This window comes from Nocardiopsis sp. NPDC101807 (assembly GCF_044766605.1).
Taxonomy (GTDB): Bacteria; Actinomycetota; Actinomycetes; order Streptosporangiales; family Streptosporangiaceae; genus Nocardiopsis; species Nocardiopsis tropica.
The window spans coordinates 436,904-453,118 of the sequence record NZ_JBIWMK010000003.1 but is presented as its reverse complement, the minus strand read 5'-3'; the positions used below and the strand labels follow the sequence as shown (position 1 = coordinate 453,118).

Genomic DNA, 16,215 nt, shown 5'->3' with positions numbered 1-16,215 from the left:
GAGTGGCACAGCGCGGGAAGCCCTGCCACCACGGGACTCCGACGCCCCCGGCGAGCTGCGGCGGGCGGCTACCGCGGTTCGGGGCCGACCATCGCGCGGCGTCGCAGGGGGGCGAAGCCGACGGCCAGGCCGAGCCCGATCACCGCCATCCCCAGCCAGGTTCCGAGCGTGGGGAGGGGCGCGCCGAACAGGGCGCCGATCAGCGCCGCGGCCGGTGCGGCCGCGCCCGCGGCGAGCCCAGCGCCGCCCGCGCCGATGCGCCCCACACCCGTGAACCACAGGACGAACGCCAGCGCGGTGGCCACGACCCCCAGGTAGGCGACGGCCCCGAGCGACGCGGGGGTGAGGAGCAGGCCGAGTCGCGCGTGCTCGGTCGCGACGGACAGCACGGCGAACACCAGCGCGGCCACGGCCGCGGTCGAGGCCGTGTAGCTCCACGCGCCCATGCGCGGCAGCGCGGGTGCGCCGAACAGGGTGAGTCCCGCCTCCAGGGCGATCAGGGACAGGGCCATGAGGATGCCGAGGGCGTCGGCGGTGCCCCAGCCGGTCACCGCGACCGCTCCGAGGCTGACGACGACGGCCCCGGCGACGAGCCGCCGTGAGGGGCGCTTCCCGCGGGTGAGCGGTCCGGCCACCGACAGGACGATCGGGATGCAGGCGACGGCGGCGCCCAGGACGGCGGGTTCGGCGTGCGCAGTGCCGATCACCACGGCGATGTTGAAGCCGACCAGGCCCGAGAGGGCGCCTCCGGCGACCCAGAGGAGGTCGCGGCCCCGGGGGAGTACGAGGCGCTTGCCGAACAGGACGGCCAGGGCCGCCACCGTGAGGGCGGCGACGGCGTACCGGGCGCTCTGGAGGCCGAACGCGGGGAGCCCGGCGGTCGCTCCGATGACCGCGACGCTGCTGCCCAGCAGGGCCATGCCGCCGAGGGCGGGCCACAGCCCCCACAGGACGCCGGGGGAGCCGGGCGCGGTCCGGGGGAGCGGGGAGGAGGGGACGGGTGTCGTCTGCATGCGGTCCAGACTGGCCCCTCCTTGGTCCCGCCGACAGGGCCAAGTTCGGTGCAATAGAGTGGTCCATATGAGCCAGGGTTCCGACTTCCTCCAACTCGACGCCGCCGGGGTCCCCAGGGGCGGGCGCACCGCCTGGCTGGCCTCCGCCCTGCGCGGGGCGATCGGTGCCGGAGTCCTGGGGCCGGGGGCGCGCATGCCCGCCACGAGGGCCCTGGCCGAGGACCTCGGCTTCGCGCGCGGCACCGTCGTGGAGGCCTACCAGCGCCTCACGGAGGAGGGGCTCCTCGCCGCCAACCGGGGAGCCGGGACCACGGTGGCGGCGAGCCCCGTCCTCCGGGAGCCGGCGCCCCGCGTGGCGGCCCGCACCCGGTCCGGGGCCGGCGCCCGACCGGGGGAGGGGGAGGTGGGAAGCCCCGCCGCCGCGCCCTCCCCCGACCCGGGTCGACGACCCGGGGAGGGCCTCGGGCGGACACCCGGCCCCGACATGACCGCGCCGGGCCCCGGGCCCGGTGGCACTGCTTCCGGCCGCACCGCCCCGGCCGAGGTCACGGACCTCTCCACCGGCCTGCCCGACCTCGCGGCGTTCCCGCGCGGCGCCTGGCTGCGGGCCGAGCGCGAGGTCCTGGCCACCGCGACCGCCCGCCAGCTCGGCTACGCCCCGCCCCAGGGCGCCCCCGAACTGCGCGCCGAACTGTCCGCCTGGCTGGCCAGGTCGAGGGGCGTCGACGCCCCTCCGGAACGGATCGTCGTGTCGGCCGGGGTGACCGGGGCACTCAGCCTCCTCGCCCAGGTGCTGCGCGACCGGGGCGTGGAGGAGGTGGCGCTGGAGGACCCCGGGGCCGACGGCAACCGCCGCATCCTGGGCTACTGGATGGACCGCGTCACGCCGGTCCCCATGGACGGCGAGGGGATCGACGTGGCCGGGCTGGCGCGCACCTCCGCGACGGCGGTCGCCGTGACCCCCGCGCACCAGTTCCCCACGGGTGTCGTCCTCTCGCCCGGCCGCCGGCGCGACCTGGTGGCGTGGGCGGGGGAGCGGGACGGGATCGTCATCGAGGACGACTACGACGCCGAGTACCGCTACGACCGCGCACCGGTCCGCGCCATGCACTCCCTCGCCCCGCACGCCGTCGCCTACGCCTCCAGCCTGTCCAAGACCCTGGCCCCGGCGCTGCGCCTGGGCTGGCTCGTCCCGCCGCCGCGGCTGCTCGACGCGGTGGTGGAGCGGCGCTGGGCCACCGACCTCGGCTCGCCGGTGCTGCCCCAGCTCGTCCTCGCCGCCCTGCTGAGGAACGGGACCCTGGCCCGGCACCTGCGTTCGATGCGTACCCGGCACCGGGCCCGCCAGCGCGCGGCCGTAGCTGCGGTGCGCGAATACATGCCCGGGTGCCCGGTCCTCGGGGTGGCCGCCGGGGTCCACCTGTTGGTCATGCTGCCGGACGGGGCGGACGACGAGGAGGTCGCGGCCCGTGCCCTGGACGAGGGGGTCGCCGTGCAGCCGCTGAGCCGCAACCGCTCGGCGCCCGGCGCCCCGGGCCTGGTGGTCAGCTACGCGGGCCACGACCCGGAACGGCTCCGCGACGCCGTCGCGCGGCTCGGCCGGGTCGTCTGAGGGGCGGCGGGCCCGAGGTTGTCCACAGGGCGGCGGCCGGGGCTGGTCGGGTGCGCGGCCGGGCGCCTACGCTGGAAATCGGGGGGACCCCACGCGGGCAGCCCGTCACCGGGCCCCCGGTGCGCGAACACGCCGACGACCTCCCCGACCCCGCACCGGCTCCCGTGCCCTTCCGCCCACGCCATGCCCCCGCCGCTGTCCGGTGCCCTGGCGCAGCCGACGCCGCCGCCCACCGGGTGGGGAAGGCCCGGTGGGCGGCGGCGTCGTGTCCGTGCGCCGGTCGAGAGCGGCGTGCGCCGGTTCAGAGCGAGTAGACGCGCACGTAGTCGACGACCATCCGCTGCGGGAACTGGGTGCTGCCGTCGGGGTAGCCGGGCCAGTTGCCGCCGACGGCGACGTTGAGGATCATGAAGAACTGCTGGTCGTAGACCCAGGGGTTTCCGCGCGTGTCGGCGGAGGTGTAGGTCTGGTAGGCGTTGCCGTTCACCGACCAGGTGACCGAGCCGGGCCGCCAGTCCACGGCGAACGTGTGGAACGTGTCGGCGAACGACCATCCCTGCGGGTGCATGTAGGAGCCGGTCAGCGGGTTGCCGCCCGAGTATCCGGGGCCGTGGAGGGAGCCGTGGACCAGGTGGGGTTCGCGGCCGATGTTCTCCATGATGTCGATCTCGCCGGAGTTGGGCCACGGCGTGCCCGGGAAGCTGCCGCCCAGCATCCAGAACGCGGGCCAGATGCCCTGGCCCCGGGGGATCTGGATACGGGCCTCGATGCGTCCGTACTGCGGCTGGACCTTGCCCTGGGTGGTCATGCGGGCCGACGTGTAGGAGCCGTTCGCCTCCTGGCGCGCCGTGATGACGAGGTTGCCGTTGCCGTCGAGGGCGGAGTTGTTGCGGCTGTTCGTGTAGTTCTGCAGCTCGTTGTTGCCCCAGCCGTGGTTTCCGGTCTCGTGGTTCCAGTTGGCCGGGTTGGGCGCGCTGCCCGCCGGGCCGTTGAACTCGTCGGACCACACCAGGGCGGCCTGGCTGTCCACCGTGTCGGAGGCGGGCGCCGCGGAGGCGGGTGCGGTGGACGCGGAGGCGGCGCCGGGGGAGAGGAGGGCCAGCAGGGTGAGTGCCGCCGTGGCCACGGGTGCGAGGAACGTGCGGGGGGAGCGCTCGGTGCGCATGGTCTGCTCCGGGGGGAGGCCCCGCCTGGGCGGGGCGGTCAGCGGGCGGAGTCGGGCCGTCGGACGCGGCCCCTGGGAGGTCACGGCGGGAGGCGACCCAGCGTGGTCGCCGCGTGACCCGGTGGATTGTAAAGTTACTGTACGTTTAGTCACCTTGGTGTGCAAGGGGTGTGAGCCCCGCTCCTGCCCGAACCCGGCGGAGCGGCTCCGACCCGGGGCGCCCGCCGCCCCCGCTGCCTCCCGCTTCGCTCGGGCCCCGGCGGCCGTCCGCCGTCCCCCCGTCCCGCGCCCCTCCCGCACGTCCCTTCCCGCCGGTCCCCTACTTGTAGGCCGCCGCCCCGTGGCGCCAGTAGCCGACGAAGGAGACGTTCGCCCTGGGGACCCCGCGCTCGCGCACCAGGGCGCGGCGCAGGCCGGTGGGCAGGCCCCGCTCCCCGGCCACGAAGCAGTAGGGCGTCCCCGGGGGGAGCTCCGCGGCCAGGACCGTCTCCAGGGCGAGCGCCCCGGGCACCGTCGACGCCCCGTCCCGGGGCAGCCAGTGGACGCGGATGCCCTCGGGGGCCGACGTCTCCCGGACGTCCCCCTCCTCGGGCACCTCGAGGAAGACCTCGGCCCGCAGGTCGGCGGGGGCCTGCTCGACGATGGACAGCAGCGCGGGGACCGCGCTCTCGTCCCCCACGAGCAGGTGCCAGTCCGCGTTCTCCGGCGGCAGGTAGCAGCACCCCTCCGCGAACAGACCGACCTCGTCGCCGGGCGCGGCCGCTGACGCCCACGCGGAGGTCGGGCCGCCGTCCCCGTGGGTGACGAACTCGATGTCCAGCTCCCGCCTCCCGGCGTCGAACCGCCTGGCGGTGTAGTTGCGGATGTGCGGCCGTTCGGCGAGGGGGATCAGGTAGTACTGGGCGATCCAGCCGCTGTGCGCGGCCGTGGGCATGCGCAGGGCCCCCTGTCCGGCCCGGGGGAGGAAGAGCCGGACGCACTGGTCCAGGCCGAGGAAGTCGAACTCCGCCAGCCCGTCGCCGCCGAAGGTCACGGTGACGAAGTTCGGCCCGGTGGGGCGGACGCGGACGACGCGCGCGCGGAGCATCGCGCGGCGTTCGGGGTGCTGGATGCGCATGGCGTTCTCTTCTCGGCGGGGGCGGGGAGGGGCGGAGGCCGCCGGGGCCGGGCGACCTCGGACAGACCAGGAAGAAGTTAGGTTAGCCTACCCAATATTTTTGTCCCGGCGCGGGGCCCGCCGCCCCCAGCGGAAGCGGCCACGCGTTCCCGCGGTCCCTGGACGGCCGGAACCACCGCGTCCGCGCTGGTCGGACGAAACCTCCCCGCTCCGGCCTGCGGCGATGTCCGGGCCGGTCGGGCTGAACGGCTCCGGCGGCAGGAACCGGGGTGCCGGGGGCATAGGGGAGTGCCAGAAGGGGAGGGAGAGAGCAAGAGTTGCCGGAAAACGGTGTTGGAGGGGCCGGAGAGATCTCCGGGCCGATGCGTCGTCCGCGAGGGCGGCGAAAGGATTCCGAAACCGCGTCATAGGCGCGGCGCGGGACCGTGTACTCGGTGAACCGGGGCACGACAAACCGTGTCGAACCGTGAACCCGGGGCTTTCCTGAACACCGACCCACCTCAAAGGACCATTCCATGAGCGCCACCGCACCCCACCAGGCCCACCCCGTCTCCGACCGGTTCGCGCGAGCCGCCTCCCGCGACACCTCCCGCGCCCGCTGGCGCCTGCGCGCCGTCCAGGCGGAGATCGTCGAGTTCGGCCCCGAGGGCGACCCCGACCTCGTGCGCGTGACCGACGAACTGGAGCACCTGGAACTGGCCGCCGCCGCCAGGCCCTGACCGCGGCGGCCTCCGGCCGCACGGAATCCCCGGACCGGAGCGCCGGACCGTCCGCGACCTGCGTCGCGCGGTCCCGACCGGTGGGTCGCGCGGGCTCCCCGCACGTCCGCGCCCACACCGGCCCCTTCCGACCCCCGCCCGCCCTCCGACCGCCCCCGGGCGGTCGAGGCACCGGGCGGGGCGGGCGGCAGCCCACGCCCGCCCCGCGCTCCGCCGCCTCCCTACCCCGCCCTGTCCGAACCTCCCGCGGGACGCACCCGGATCGCGGGGCCGGCCGGGTCGGGGACGCCCTGGCGCGGTTGCGCGGCCTCGGAGCCCTCACCCGGTCCCGCGCTCCGCCGCCTCCCTCGGGGCGGGCGCGTTCCAGGCGCCGGAGGCGTCCACGACCTAGCGGGCCAGGGACTACTCCTCCCCGGCGCCGCTCGCCACGACGGGACGTGCCCCGTCCGTGGCGCACCTCTTCCACCGGCTGTCGTCCGTGAAGCGGGGCTCTGTCGATGTCCATCCATGGAGGCAGTCATAGATCGTGGTCGATGATGCGGGGTATGACCGTGACCCGGCCCCAGCGCGCCGCACCCGCGCTGCCCCAGTCCGAAGCCGAGACCTACGCCGCCTGGTTCGCCTGCCTGGCCGAACCCGTGCGCGTCCGACTGCTCCACGCCATCGCCGCGACCCCTGGCCCGGTCGGCGTCGGCCGGCTCGCCGAGATGGCGGACATGCGCCGGCCCACCGTCTCGCGCCACCTGCGCACACTCGCCGACGCCGGGTTCGTGACCCTGACCGGGGTGGGGGCCTCCGCCCGGGTCGCCGTCGACCCCGCCTGCCGCACCGGCCTGCCCCACGCCGCCGACGCCGCCATGGGCATGCTCGACGCCCGCCCCTGCTGCCCCGCCGACCTGCCCGCCGACACCGCCACCCGCGCCATGGCCGACGCCGACCTGGCCGAGGTGCACCGTATCTACGCCGAGGGCGTCGCCACCGGCGACGCCACCGTCGAGACCGAGGCCCCCGCCGTCGAGGACCTGAGGGCCAGGTGGCTCCCGGGGCACCGCTGGGTGGCCGAGACCGACGGGGCCGTGGTGGGCTGGGCCGCCGCCTCGCCGATCTCCGCCCGAGAGGCCTACGCCGGGGTGGCCGAGACGTCGGTGTGCGTCGCCGAGGGCGCCCGCGGCCGGGGCGTGGGCAAGGCGCTGCTGTACCGGCAGGTCACCGAGGCCGACGCCGCGGGCCTGTGGACCCTGCAGGCCTCGGTCTTCCCCGAGAACCGGGCGAGCCTGGCCCTGCACCGCCGGGCGGGCTTCCGCACCGTCGGGGTGCGCGAGCGCATCGCCCGCCACCACGGCGCCTGGCGCGACACCGTCCTCCTCGAACGGCGGAGGCCGGAGGGCGACCGGGCCGGGTGACGGGGCGGGCCGGGCCGGGGCGCGCGGGGCGCCGCCGCGGGAGCGCGGGCGGCCTTCGGGACGACGGGGTCCGCCCGCGGAGCCGATCACTCCAGCCACACGGTGATCATGCTCCCCACCGCCCCCGGGGCGGCCCCCGCCCCCTCCTCCCTGGTGGCAGGGGTTCGGCCGTCTCCATAACCACCGTCACATTGTTGGTGGGAAAGATCTGTCAACCCCCTGTGTGACCACGGCGTCTCTGAGAGAGACGGTGCTCGCGCCGTCAAGCGCGTGGGAGCCACGCGTACGAGGTAGGGGGAAGCATGGAGGGCCGTCACGGCAACCTGGTGGAGAGCGGAGCGTACTGGCTCCTCTACGTGGTCTCGGTGAGCGGTGCGCTGCTGCACTGGCGGCTGGGCAACGAGGGCCTCGCGGCGGTGTGCGCCGCGGCCGCGGTGTCCGGCGCGCTCCTCATCGGCAGGGGCCACCGCGGCATCGCCGCCTAGCGCGGGCCGGCGCCCCGGCCGCGGCACTATTCCCGCCTGTACTGGGAAGATCGTCACCCACCGCCCGCGCCCGTCCCCGGGCGTTCGCCGCACGGCCGTGCGGATAGTCTTCCGGGTATGCGTTCATGGTCTGCGCCTGACATCGTCCCCCTGCCGGGTACCGGCGGCCCCCTCCGTATCCACGACACCACCACCGGACGGATAGAGACGACGACGCCGGGGCCCCGGGCGGGGATGTACGCCTGCGGGATCACCCCCTACGACGCCGCCCACCTCGGACACGCCTTCACGTACCTCACCTTCGACCTGGTCAACCGGGTCTGGCGCGACGCCGGCCACGACGTCGACTACGTGCAGAACACCACCGACATCGACGACCCGCTCCTGGAGCGGGCCGAGGCGCTGGGCGTGGACTGGCGCGACCTCGCCCACCGCGAGATCGACGTGTTCCGGGACGACATGGCCGCGCTGCGGATCATCCCCCCGACCTCCTACGTCGGGGTCGTGGAGTCCGTCGACCTCATCAGCGAGCTCGCCGCACGCATCCGGAGCACGGGCGCCGCCTACGAGATCGACGGCGACCTGTACTTCTCCATGGCCGAGGCCGAGCACTTCGGCGAGATCAGCCACATGAGCCGCGAAGAGATGCTGGAGGTGTTCGGCCAGCGCGGCGGCGACCCCGGGCGGGACGGCAAGAAGGACCCGCTCGACTGGCTGCTGTGGCGCGCCGAACGCCCTGGCGAACCCGCCTGGGAGAGCCCGCTCGGCCGCGGCCGTCCCGGCTGGCACATCGAGTGCAGCGCCATCGCCCTGGACAGGCTCGGCCCGAACTTCGACCTCAACGGCGGCGGCAGCGACCTGATCTTCCCGCACCACGAGATGGGCGCGGCCGAGACCCGCGCCACGACGGGCGGTCCCAACGCCCAGCACCACCTGCACGTCGGCATGGTCGGCCTGAACGGCGAGAAGATGTCCAAGTCCCTGGGCAACCTCGTGTTCGTGTCCAAGCTGCGCGAGCAGGGCGTCGAACCGGCCGTCATCCGCCTGGCCATGCTCACGCACCACTACCGCTCCCCGTGGGAGTGGACCGACGTGGAACTCCCCGCCGCCACCGAGCGCGCCTCACGCTGGCGCGCGGCCCTCGCCCTGGGCGCGGGACCGGACGCCGCTCCCGTGCTGGCGGCCGTGCGCGCGGCCCTCGCGAACGACCTGGACTCGTCCGGCGCGCTGGCCGCCGTGGACGCCTGGGCCGACACCGCCCTCACCGCGGGCGGCACGGACACCGGGGCCCCCGCCCTGGTCCGGGCCACGGTCGACACCCTCCTGGGCGTCGCCCTGTAGGGCGCCCCGGCCGGGGCCCGACCCCGGCCGCGGGCCCCGTCCGCCGCAGGGAGGGCGCCCGCGTCGCGCGCAGGCGGCGCCGCGCCCCCGACGGGCCCGGGCCCGCCGGGACACGGGGCTGCCGGAGGCGCCCGGTCAGGGCGCCGAGAAGTCCGGGTAGGGCGACCGGGGCGGGTCGTCGGGGCTCAGCCGCACCACCGGGATGCCGTTCTCCGGATCGGCCCCCACCCTCGCGAAGGACTCCGGGCCGCCGTCCACGTCGTGCCCCAGCCCCCGCATCAGCGCCACCGCGGCCTCGGGGTGGCGCTCCGCGTAGTGCGCCAGCGCCTCGCCGGACTCCTGCGGGGAGAGCACGGTGGCCGTGCCCCGGTGGCGGCGCCCGCCCACCTGGAACAGCACACGCGGCTCCGCGACGATGTTGCGGAACCACTGGGAGCGCCGGCCGTAGCCGGAGGCGATCAGCACCGCCCCCGTGGTGTCGTTGCGTCCCACCACCTCCAGCACCGCCTGGCGGGCCTCCCCCGTCGTGCGGCCCCTGTGCGTCAGCAGCACGAACCGGCCTCCGAGGGCCCCGCCCAGCCCCAACCGGTAGATCCAGATCGGCGCGCGGAACAGGGCCCGGCTCAGGGGCGTGGTGGGCGGTTGGGCGAACGGCATGGCGTGGCCTTCCTGGGTACGGTCCCGGGCACGGGGGCCCCGAGTGTAGCGACGGCGCCGCCCCGTCCCGCCGCCGCCACGCCCGCGAACCGTCCGAGGGCGGTGCCACAATCCCGGACATGCAGACAGGACCGGACGTACTCCGCGACACCGACTGGACCCGTACCTTCCACGCCTACGGTTCCGGCGCCGACGCCCCCGACCACCTGGCGCCCCTGCTCACCGGCGACCCCGGCGGGAGCGAGCGGGCGCTGGGCTACCTGTACAGCGCGATCCTCCACCAGGGGACCGTGTACTCCGCGACCGTCCCTGCGGCGCTGTTCGTGGCCGGGATCCTGGACCGTCCCGCGCTCGCGGCCGCGGCCACGACGCCGTTCACCGTCTCCGGCGGGTCCGCGCCCCTGCGGCAGCTCCTGCTGGGTTTCCTCGCCTCGGTCGCCGAGAGCGCGCTGCACTGCCCCGCCCCCGGGGAGCAGGCGCCGCCCGAACCGCCCTCCGAAGCCGACCTCGACCGCGTGTACGCGGCGCTGAACGCCCCGGACGCCGCCGAGGACGCCGAGGTCTGGGAGGACCCGGCGATGGACGCCCTCATGTACCGGGTCGGCCCGGACATGCGCGCCGCCGCCCCCGTCCTGTACGAGGCGGTCCACCCCCACCTCACCCACCCCGATCCGGCGACGCGTATGCACGCGGTGGAGGCCGCGACGGCCGCCGCCCGCCTGGGAGGGTTCGACCCGGACCTGTCCGGCGCGGCCGACATGGCCGAGTCCCGCGACGAGGGCGCGGTGATCGTCCTCGCTCTGGGACAGGCCGGGCGGGACACCACCGAGTTCCTCGCCCACGCCGACCCGGCGATCCGTGCCTGCGCCGCCCTGGCCCCCTCTCAGGCCGGCAACCCGGCCGCCACCGACGAGCTGGCCGCCGCGCTGGCCGACCCGGCCGCGGCGGACGCCTGGTTCGGGAGGCGTCCGGCGTACTTCCCCGGCCACGTCCGTTTCACCCTGGCCCGGGCGCTCGCCGAGCGGGCGGACCCCGGCGACGCCGAACGGCTGCTGCCGGTGCTGCGCGCGATGGTGCCGCTGTCCTCCACGCACGTCGGCGCCCAGGACCTCGGCCCGCTCCTGCGGGTGGCGTTCCCCGCGGCGGGGGAGGACGGAGCGGACCGGGACCTCACCGCGGTCCAGCGCGCCTACCTGGCGGCCCTGCTCGACAACGACGCCCTGTGGGAGGGCAGGATCGCCGGCTTCCGGGTCCACCTCAAGGGGCTGGGCCTGCCGGAGGACCGCGTCGGGATCAGCGCCCTGGCCGGGGTCTGAACACGGGGGCGGACGCCGGGTGCGGGGCCGGCCCGCCTGGACCCGTCCGCTTCCGGAAACTTTCGGAGGGGATTTGTTCCTCTTCGTCTCGATATGCGCGTGCAGGGTGACCACCTGTGGCCACGACCTCGGCCAAACACCCGTATCAGGGCTCCGGGCGTGGTGGGATAACCCCCATGACTACCCCCACGCGGCGCAGCGCGGCCGCCGAACTCATCGCGGACTTCGTCTCCACCGGTGGTCACCTGACGGACCGGGCCGACCTCGCGCGGTTCCTCCGACGGCACCACCTGGCCACCGAGGGGGCCATCCCCATCACCCTCGCCGACCTCGACGAGGCCATCGCCCTGCGCGACGGGATCCGGGCCGTCCTGGACCGGGACGCCGAACCGGACACCGAGGCGATCGCGCGGGGGCAGAAGGTCCTGGACGGCCTGCGGGTCACCGTGCGGCTGGAGCCCGCCCGCGACACCGGGGGACAGCTGGCCCCCGCCGTCGTGGACGAGGTGCGGCGCGGCCTGGCCCGCATCGCCGGGGCCTGGGCCGCGGTCCTGGCCACGGGGGAGTGGCGCGGCCTGCGGGTGTGACCGGGCCCCGGGCAAGGGCGGGCCCCGGCGGAGGTCGACCGGGGCCGGGGCCCGCGGGCCCCGGCCCGGAGGTCAGCCGTCGTCGCGGCGGCGCAGGTAGCGCTCGAAGTCCCGGGCGATCGCGTCGCCCGAGGCCTCGGGGAGCTCGGCGGTGTCCTTGGCCTCCTCCAGGCCGCGCACGTAGGACGCGATGTCCTCGTCCTCCGCGGTCAGCTCGTTGACGTTGGCCTCCCACGTCACCGTCTCCTCGGGCAGCGAGCCCAGGGGGACCTGGACGCCCAGGAAGTCCTCCACCCACGCGAGCAGCGCCAGGGTGGCCTTCGGGCACGGCGGCTGGGCCACGTAGTGGGGGATGGCCGCCCACAGCGACACCGTCTCCATGCCCACGGAGCTGAACGTCTCGTGCGCGACGCCCAGGATCCCCGTCGGCCCCGAGTAGGTGGTCGGCTCCAGTCCCAGGTCGGTGCCCAGGTCCACCGGCGTGGCCATCCCGGTCACCGGGATCGGCCGCGTGTGCGGGGCGTCCGCCAGCAGCGAGCCCAGCATCACCACGCGGGTGACGCCCAGCTCCCGCGCGATCGCCAGAAGGTCGGCCGCGTACGAGCGCCACCGCATGTTCGGCTCGGGGCCGGTGACCAGTACCACGTCGCGCCCGGCCCCGGGCGGAGAGGCCACCTGGACCCGCGTCGTCGGCCACTCGACCTCGCCGACCACGCCCTCCACCACGGACATGCGCGGACGCGTCACCTGGAAGTCGTAGTAGTCGTCCGGCGCCAGGGCGCACAGCTCGTACGCGCCCCACTCCTTGGACAGGTGTTCCACGGCGAGGCTCGCGGCCTCCCCTGCGTCGTTCCAACCCTCGAACGCCGCCACCATGACAGGCTCGACAAGCTCCCGGGCGAGCTTGATCATCGGTGGCCCCTTCCTGCACGTGGACGGAGTCCACCCTATGGGGTGCCGCCCCACCCGGGAAACCGTTATACGGACTCCGCCCGCAGGGCCCGGCGCACACGAGGTGGGACACCTGTCTCACGTGCTGAAACGGCCCATGGGGTAGCCTCGGGGACAGCGACTGAAACGGACGCAGCTGTCCCCGGACGCCCGACCCGCCCCGCGCCGCGGGTCGACCCAGTGCCACGCATCACGGGGACAGAACTGGGCCGCCCCGGTGCTCTTACATAGAGTTGCTGAACATGAGAGCTCGCCTCACCTTCCGTGAAGCACTGTCCCGACGCGTCCTCGTGGCGGACGGAGCTATGGGCACCATGCTCCAGGCTCACGATCTCGACCTCGACCAGTTCGAGGGCCACGAGGGTTGCAACGACATCCTCAACCTCACCCGTCCCGACATCGTCCGCGACACCCATGCCGCCTTTCTTGCCGTGGGTTCCGACGCGATCGAGACGAACACCTTCTCCGCCAACTTCTCGGGTCTGGCCGAGTACGGCATCGAGGAGAGGACCTACGAGATCGCGGAGGCCGGAGCACGGGTGGCCCGAGAGGCCGCCGACGCCTACTCCACCCCCGACCAACCCCGCTACGTCCTCGGCTCCGTGGGCCCCGGCACCAAGCTGCCGACCCTGGGCCACGCCCCCTACGCCCTCCTGAGGGACTACTACGAGCAGTGCCACCGGGGCCTCATCGACGGTGGCGCCGACGCCATCCTCATCGAGACCTGCCAGGACCTGCTTCAGGTCAAGGCCGCCGTGGTGGCGGCCCAGCGCGCCCGCAAGGCCCTGGGCAAGGACATCCCGATCATCGCCCAGGTCACCATCGAGACCACGGGCACCATGCTGCTCGGATCGGAGATCGGCGCCGCGCTGACCTCCCTCGAACCCCTGGGCATCGACGTCATCGGCCTCAACTGCGCCACCGGCCCCGCCGAGATGAGCGAGCACCTGCGCTACCTCTCGCACCACTCGCGCATCCCCATCTCCTGCATGCCCAACGCGGGCCTGCCCGAGCTGGGCGCCAACGGTGCGGTCTACCCGCTCTCCCCGGCGGAGCTGGCCGACGCCCACGACACGTTCACCTCCGAGTTCGGGCTCAGCCTGGCCGGCGGCTGCTGCGGCACCACCCCCGAGCACCTGCGCCAGGTCGTGGAGCGCGTCCAGGGGCGCGGCATCAAGGACCGCAAGCCGTTCGTGGAGGCCTCGGCCTCCTCGCTCTACCAGAGCGTGCCCTTCCGGCAGGACGCCAGCTACCTGGCGGTCGGCGAGCGCACCAACGCCAACGGGTCCAAGAAGTTCCGCGAGGCGATGCTGGAGGGCCGCTGGGACGACTGCGTGGAGATGGCGCGCGACCAGATCCGCGACGGCGCCCACCTGCTCGACCTCAACATCGACTACGTGGGCCGTGACGGGGTCAGCGACATGCGCGAGCTGGCCTCCCGCTTCGCCACCTCCTCCACCCTGCCGATCATGCTGGACTCCACCGAGCCCCCCGTCCTGGAGGCCGGGCTGGAGTCCCTGGGCGGCCGGGCGGTCGTCAACTCCGTCAACTACGAGGACGGCGACGGCCCCGACTCCCGCTTCACCCGCATCATGGAGCTGGTCAAGGAGCACGGCGCCGCCGTGGTCGGCCTGTGCATCGACGAGGAGGGCCAGGCCCGCACCGCCGAGTGGAAGGTCCGGGTCGCCGGCCGGCTCATCGACGAGATCACCGGCGACTGGGGCCTGCGCACCGGCGACATCGTCATCGACTGCCTCACCTTCCCGATCACCACCGGGCAGGAGGAGACGCGCCGCGACGGCATCGAGACGCTCGACGCGATCCGCGAGCTCAAGCGCCGCTACCCCGAGGTGCAGACCACCCTGGGCCTGTCCAACCTCTCCTTCGGCCTCAACCCGGCCGCCCGCATCGTGCTGAACTCGGTGTTCCTGCACGAGGCGGTCCAGGCGGGGCTCGACTCGGCCATCGTGCACGCCTCCAAGATCGTGCCGATCAACCAGATCCCCGAGGAGCAGCGCAAGGTCGCGCTCGACCTCGTCTACGACCGGCGCGAGGGCGACTACGACCCGCTCTCCGCGTTCATGGACATGTTCCAGGGCGTGGACGCCAAGTCCATGCGCGCCTCCCGCGCGGAGGAGCTGGCCGCGCTGCCCCTGTGGGAGCGGCTGGAGCGCCGCATCATCGACGGGGAGCTCACCGGCATCGAGGCCGACCTGGAGGAGGCGCTCCGGTCCAAGCCGGCCCTGACCATCGTCAACGAGACGCTCCTGTCCGGCATGAAGACCGTCGGCGAGCTGTTCGGCTCCGGCCAGATGCAGCTCCCGTTCGTCCTCAAGTCCGCCGAGGTCATGAAGAAGGCGGTCGCCTTCCTCGAACCGCACATGGAGAAGACCGACGACGACGGCAAGGGCCGCATCGTCCTGGCCACCGTCAAGGGCGACGTCCACGACATCGGCAAGAACCTCGTCGACATCATCCTGTCCAACAACGGCTACGACGTCGTCAACATCGGCATCAAGCAGCCCGTCTCGGCGATCCTGGAGGCGGCCGAGACCGAGCGTGCCGACGTCATCGGCATGTCCGGGCTCCTGGTCAAGTCCACGGTGATCATGCGCGAGAACCTGGAGGAGATGAACTCCCGGGGCATCTCGGAGCGCTTCCCCGTCCTCCTCGGCGGCGCGGCGCTGACCCGCTCCTACGTGGAGCAGGACCTGGCCGAGACCTTCGACGGCGAGGTGCGCTACGCCAAGGACGCCTTCGAGGGCCTGCGCCTGATGGACGCGTTCATGGCGGTCAAGCGCGGCGAGGAGGGCGCCGCGCTGCCGGCCCTGCGCCAGCGCCGCGTCAAGACGGGGGCCAGGCTCAAGGTCACCGAGCCCGAGGAGATGCCCGCGCGCAGCGACGTGTCGACCACCAACGCGGTGCCCACCCCGCCGTTCTGGGGGGACCGGATCAGCAAGGGCATCCCGCTGGCCGAGTACTCCGCGTTCCTGGACGAGCGGGCCACCTTCATGGGCCAGTGGGGCCTCAAGGCCGCCCGCGGCGGCGAGGGGCCCTCCTACGAGGAGCTGGTGGAGACCGAGGGCCGCCCGCGCATGCGGATGTGGCTCGACCGCATCCAGACGGACGGCCTGCTGGAGGCGGCCGTGGTGCACGGCCACTACCCCTGCTACAGCGAGGGCGACGACCTGGTGGTCCTGGACGACGACGGGGTCACGGAGCGCACGCGCTTCACGTTCCCGCGCCAGCGCCGCGACCGCCACCTGTGCCTGTCCGACTTCTTCCGGCCCAAGGAGTCGGGGGAGCTGGACGTGGTGTCCTTCCAGGTGGTGACCGTGGGGGCGGCGATCAGCCGCGCCACCGCGGAGCTGTTCGAGAAGAACGCCTACCGCGACTACCTGGAGCTGCACGGGCTGTCGGTGCAGCTCACCGAGGCGCTCGCCGAGTACTGGCACACGCGGATCCGCGCCGAGCTGGGCTTCGCGGGGGAGGACCCGGCGGAGCTGGACGCGTTCTTCAAGCTCGGTTACCGGGGCGCCCGGTTCTCCCTGGGCTACGGGGCGTGCCCCGACCTGGAGGACCGGGCCAAGATCGTGCGCCTGCTGGAGCCCGAGCGGGTGGGCGTGAGCCTGTCGGAGGAGTTCCAGCTGGTGCCGGAGCAGGCCACCGACGCGATCGTCATCCACCACCCGGAGGCGACGTACTTCAACGTCTGAGCCGGACGCGGGGCCCCCCCCCCCCCCCCGGGGGGGGGGGCCCCCCCCGCCCCCCCGGCCCGGCCTGTGGGGCGGCGCGCGCCGCCCCCCCCCCCGCGGGGGGGTGGGGGGGGGGGGGCCGCGCGCGGGCGCC

Annotated in this window: 13 protein-coding genes; 8 read left to right on the top strand and 5 right to left on the bottom strand. The window is 74.4% G+C overall.

What is annotated here, in order from left to right:
- Positions 1-68: 68 nt before the first annotated feature.
- Complete coding sequence (locus tag ACIRPH_RS11390) at positions 69-1,013, bottom strand: DMT family transporter (protein WP_402912598.1); 945 nt, start codon at positions 1,011-1,013, stop codon at positions 69-71.
- Positions 1,014-1,080: 67 nt separating this feature from the next.
- Between ACIRPH_RS11390 and ACIRPH_RS11385 the strand changes: the two genes are divergently transcribed.
- Complete coding sequence (locus ACIRPH_RS11385) at positions 1,081-2,625, top strand: PLP-dependent aminotransferase family protein (protein ID WP_402912596.1); 1,545 nt, start codon at positions 1,081-1,083, stop codon at positions 2,623-2,625.
- A 301-nt stretch (positions 2,626-2,926) separates the two neighbouring features.
- Here the strand turns inward: ACIRPH_RS11385 and ACIRPH_RS11380 are convergent, their stop codons facing one another.
- Together ACIRPH_RS11380 and ACIRPH_RS11375 are read right to left on the bottom strand one after the other, a co-directional pair.
- On the bottom strand, positions 2,927-3,790 hold the full coding sequence (locus ACIRPH_RS11380) for a family 16 glycosylhydrolase (RefSeq protein ID WP_402912593.1): 864 nt from the start codon (positions 3,788-3,790) through the stop codon (positions 2,927-2,929).
- Positions 3,791-4,109: 319 nt separating this feature from the next.
- Positions 4,110-4,907, bottom strand: coding sequence for a siderophore-interacting protein (locus ACIRPH_RS11375; protein ID WP_402912590.1), 798 nt, complete (start codon positions 4,905-4,907; stop codon positions 4,110-4,112).
- A 515-nt stretch (positions 4,908-5,422) separates the two neighbouring features.
- Here ACIRPH_RS11375 and ACIRPH_RS11370 point away from each other — a divergent pair.
- The 4 genes from ACIRPH_RS11370 to mshC all read left to right on the top strand — a co-directional run bounded on the left by ACIRPH_RS11370 (position 5,423) and on the right by mshC (position 8,855).
- Positions 5,423-5,626, top strand: a complete 204-nt coding sequence (locus ACIRPH_RS11370; protein WP_402912587.1) for a hypothetical protein — start codon at positions 5,423-5,425, stop codon at positions 5,624-5,626.
- 545 nt (positions 5,627-6,171) lie between these two features.
- Positions 6,172-7,029 carry a helix-turn-helix domain-containing GNAT family N-acetyltransferase gene (locus tag ACIRPH_RS11365; protein WP_402912584.1) on the top strand — a complete coding sequence of 286 codons (858 nt, stop codon included), beginning with the start codon at positions 6,172-6,174 and terminating at the stop codon, positions 7,027-7,029.
- 302 nt (positions 7,030-7,331) lie between these two features.
- The gene (locus ACIRPH_RS11360) at positions 7,332-7,514 is read left to right on the top strand and encodes a hypothetical protein (RefSeq protein ID WP_267945258.1); all 183 of its coding nucleotides are present in this window, start codon (positions 7,332-7,334) and stop codon (positions 7,512-7,514) included.
- A gap of 117 nt (positions 7,515-7,631) precedes the next feature.
- Entirely contained in the window at positions 7,632-8,855 is a 1,224-nt protein-coding gene (mshC, locus tag ACIRPH_RS11355; RefSeq protein ID WP_402912580.1) for a cysteine--1-D-myo-inosityl 2-amino-2-deoxy-alpha-D-glucopyranoside ligase, read from the top strand.
- A 135-nt stretch (positions 8,856-8,990) separates the two neighbouring features.
- Here the strand turns inward: mshC and ACIRPH_RS11350 are convergent, their stop codons facing one another.
- On the bottom strand, positions 8,991-9,512 hold the full coding sequence (locus ACIRPH_RS11350) for a nitroreductase family deazaflavin-dependent oxidoreductase (RefSeq protein ID WP_402912577.1): 522 nt from the start codon (positions 9,510-9,512) through the stop codon (positions 8,991-8,993).
- 119 nt (positions 9,513-9,631) lie between these two features.
- On the opposite strand from ACIRPH_RS11350, the gene ACIRPH_RS11345 reads away from it, so the two are divergent.
- On the top strand, positions 9,632-10,828 hold the full coding sequence (locus ACIRPH_RS11345) for a hypothetical protein (protein WP_402912575.1): 1,197 nt from the start codon (positions 9,632-9,634) through the stop codon (positions 10,826-10,828).
- Between the two features lie 176 nt (positions 10,829-11,004).
- Positions 11,005-11,415, top strand: coding sequence for an ABATE domain-containing protein (locus ACIRPH_RS11340; protein ID WP_402912572.1), 411 nt, complete (start codon positions 11,005-11,007; stop codon positions 11,413-11,415).
- 72 nt (positions 11,416-11,487) lie between these two features.
- On the opposite strand, the gene ACIRPH_RS11335 is transcribed toward ACIRPH_RS11340, so the two are convergent.
- A complete protein-coding gene (locus ACIRPH_RS11335) occupies positions 11,488-12,327 on the bottom strand; it encodes a PAC2 family protein (RefSeq protein WP_402912569.1) in 840 nt (279 codons plus the stop codon).
- 281 nt (positions 12,328-12,608) lie between these two features.
- Between ACIRPH_RS11335 and metH the strand changes: the two genes are divergently transcribed.
- The gene (gene metH / locus ACIRPH_RS11330; RefSeq protein ID WP_402912566.1) at positions 12,609-16,082 is read left to right on the top strand and encodes a methionine synthase; all 3,474 of its coding nucleotides are present in this window, start codon (positions 12,609-12,611) and stop codon (positions 16,080-16,082) included.
- Positions 16,083-16,215 lie beyond the last annotated feature (133 nt).

Excerpts from the sequence above, each read along its gene's own strand:
- ACIRPH_RS11335 (WP_402912569.1), bottom strand. The coding sequence starts at position 12,327 with ATGATCAAGCTCGCCCGGGAGCTTGTCGAGCCTGTCATGGTGGCGGCG.
- ACIRPH_RS11380 (WP_402912593.1), bottom strand. The coding sequence starts at position 3,790 with ATGCGCACCGAGCGCTCCCCCCGCACGTTCCTCGCACCCGTGGCCACG.
- ACIRPH_RS11365 (WP_402912584.1), top strand. The coding sequence starts at position 6,172 with ATGACCGTGACCCGGCCCCAGCGCGCCGCACCCGCGCTGCCCCAGTCC.
- metH (WP_402912566.1), top strand. The coding sequence starts at position 12,609 with ATGAGAGCTCGCCTCACCTTCCGTGAAGCACTGTCCCGACGCGTCCTC.
- ACIRPH_RS11360 (WP_267945258.1), top strand. The coding sequence starts at position 7,332 with ATGGAGGGCCGTCACGGCAACCTGGTGGAGAGCGGAGCGTACTGGCTC.
- ACIRPH_RS11340 (WP_402912572.1), top strand. The coding sequence starts at position 11,005 with ATGACTACCCCCACGCGGCGCAGCGCGGCCGCCGAACTCATCGCGGAC.
- ACIRPH_RS11390 (WP_402912598.1), bottom strand. The coding sequence starts at position 1,013 with ATGCAGACGACACCCGTCCCCTCCTCCCCGCTCCCCCGGACCGCGCCC.
- ACIRPH_RS11385 (WP_402912596.1), top strand. The coding sequence starts at position 1,081 with ATGAGCCAGGGTTCCGACTTCCTCCAACTCGACGCCGCCGGGGTCCCC.
- ACIRPH_RS11370 (WP_402912587.1), top strand. The coding sequence starts at position 5,423 with ATGAGCGCCACCGCACCCCACCAGGCCCACCCCGTCTCCGACCGGTTC.
- ACIRPH_RS11345 (WP_402912575.1), top strand. The coding sequence starts at position 9,632 with ATGCAGACAGGACCGGACGTACTCCGCGACACCGACTGGACCCGTACC.
- mshC (WP_402912580.1), top strand. The coding sequence starts at position 7,632 with ATGCGTTCATGGTCTGCGCCTGACATCGTCCCCCTGCCGGGTACCGGC.
- ACIRPH_RS11375 (WP_402912590.1), bottom strand. The coding sequence starts at position 4,907 with ATGCGCATCCAGCACCCCGAACGCCGCGCGATGCTCCGCGCGCGCGTC.
- ACIRPH_RS11350 (WP_402912577.1), bottom strand. The coding sequence starts at position 9,512 with ATGCCGTTCGCCCAACCGCCCACCACGCCCCTGAGCCGGGCCCTGTTC.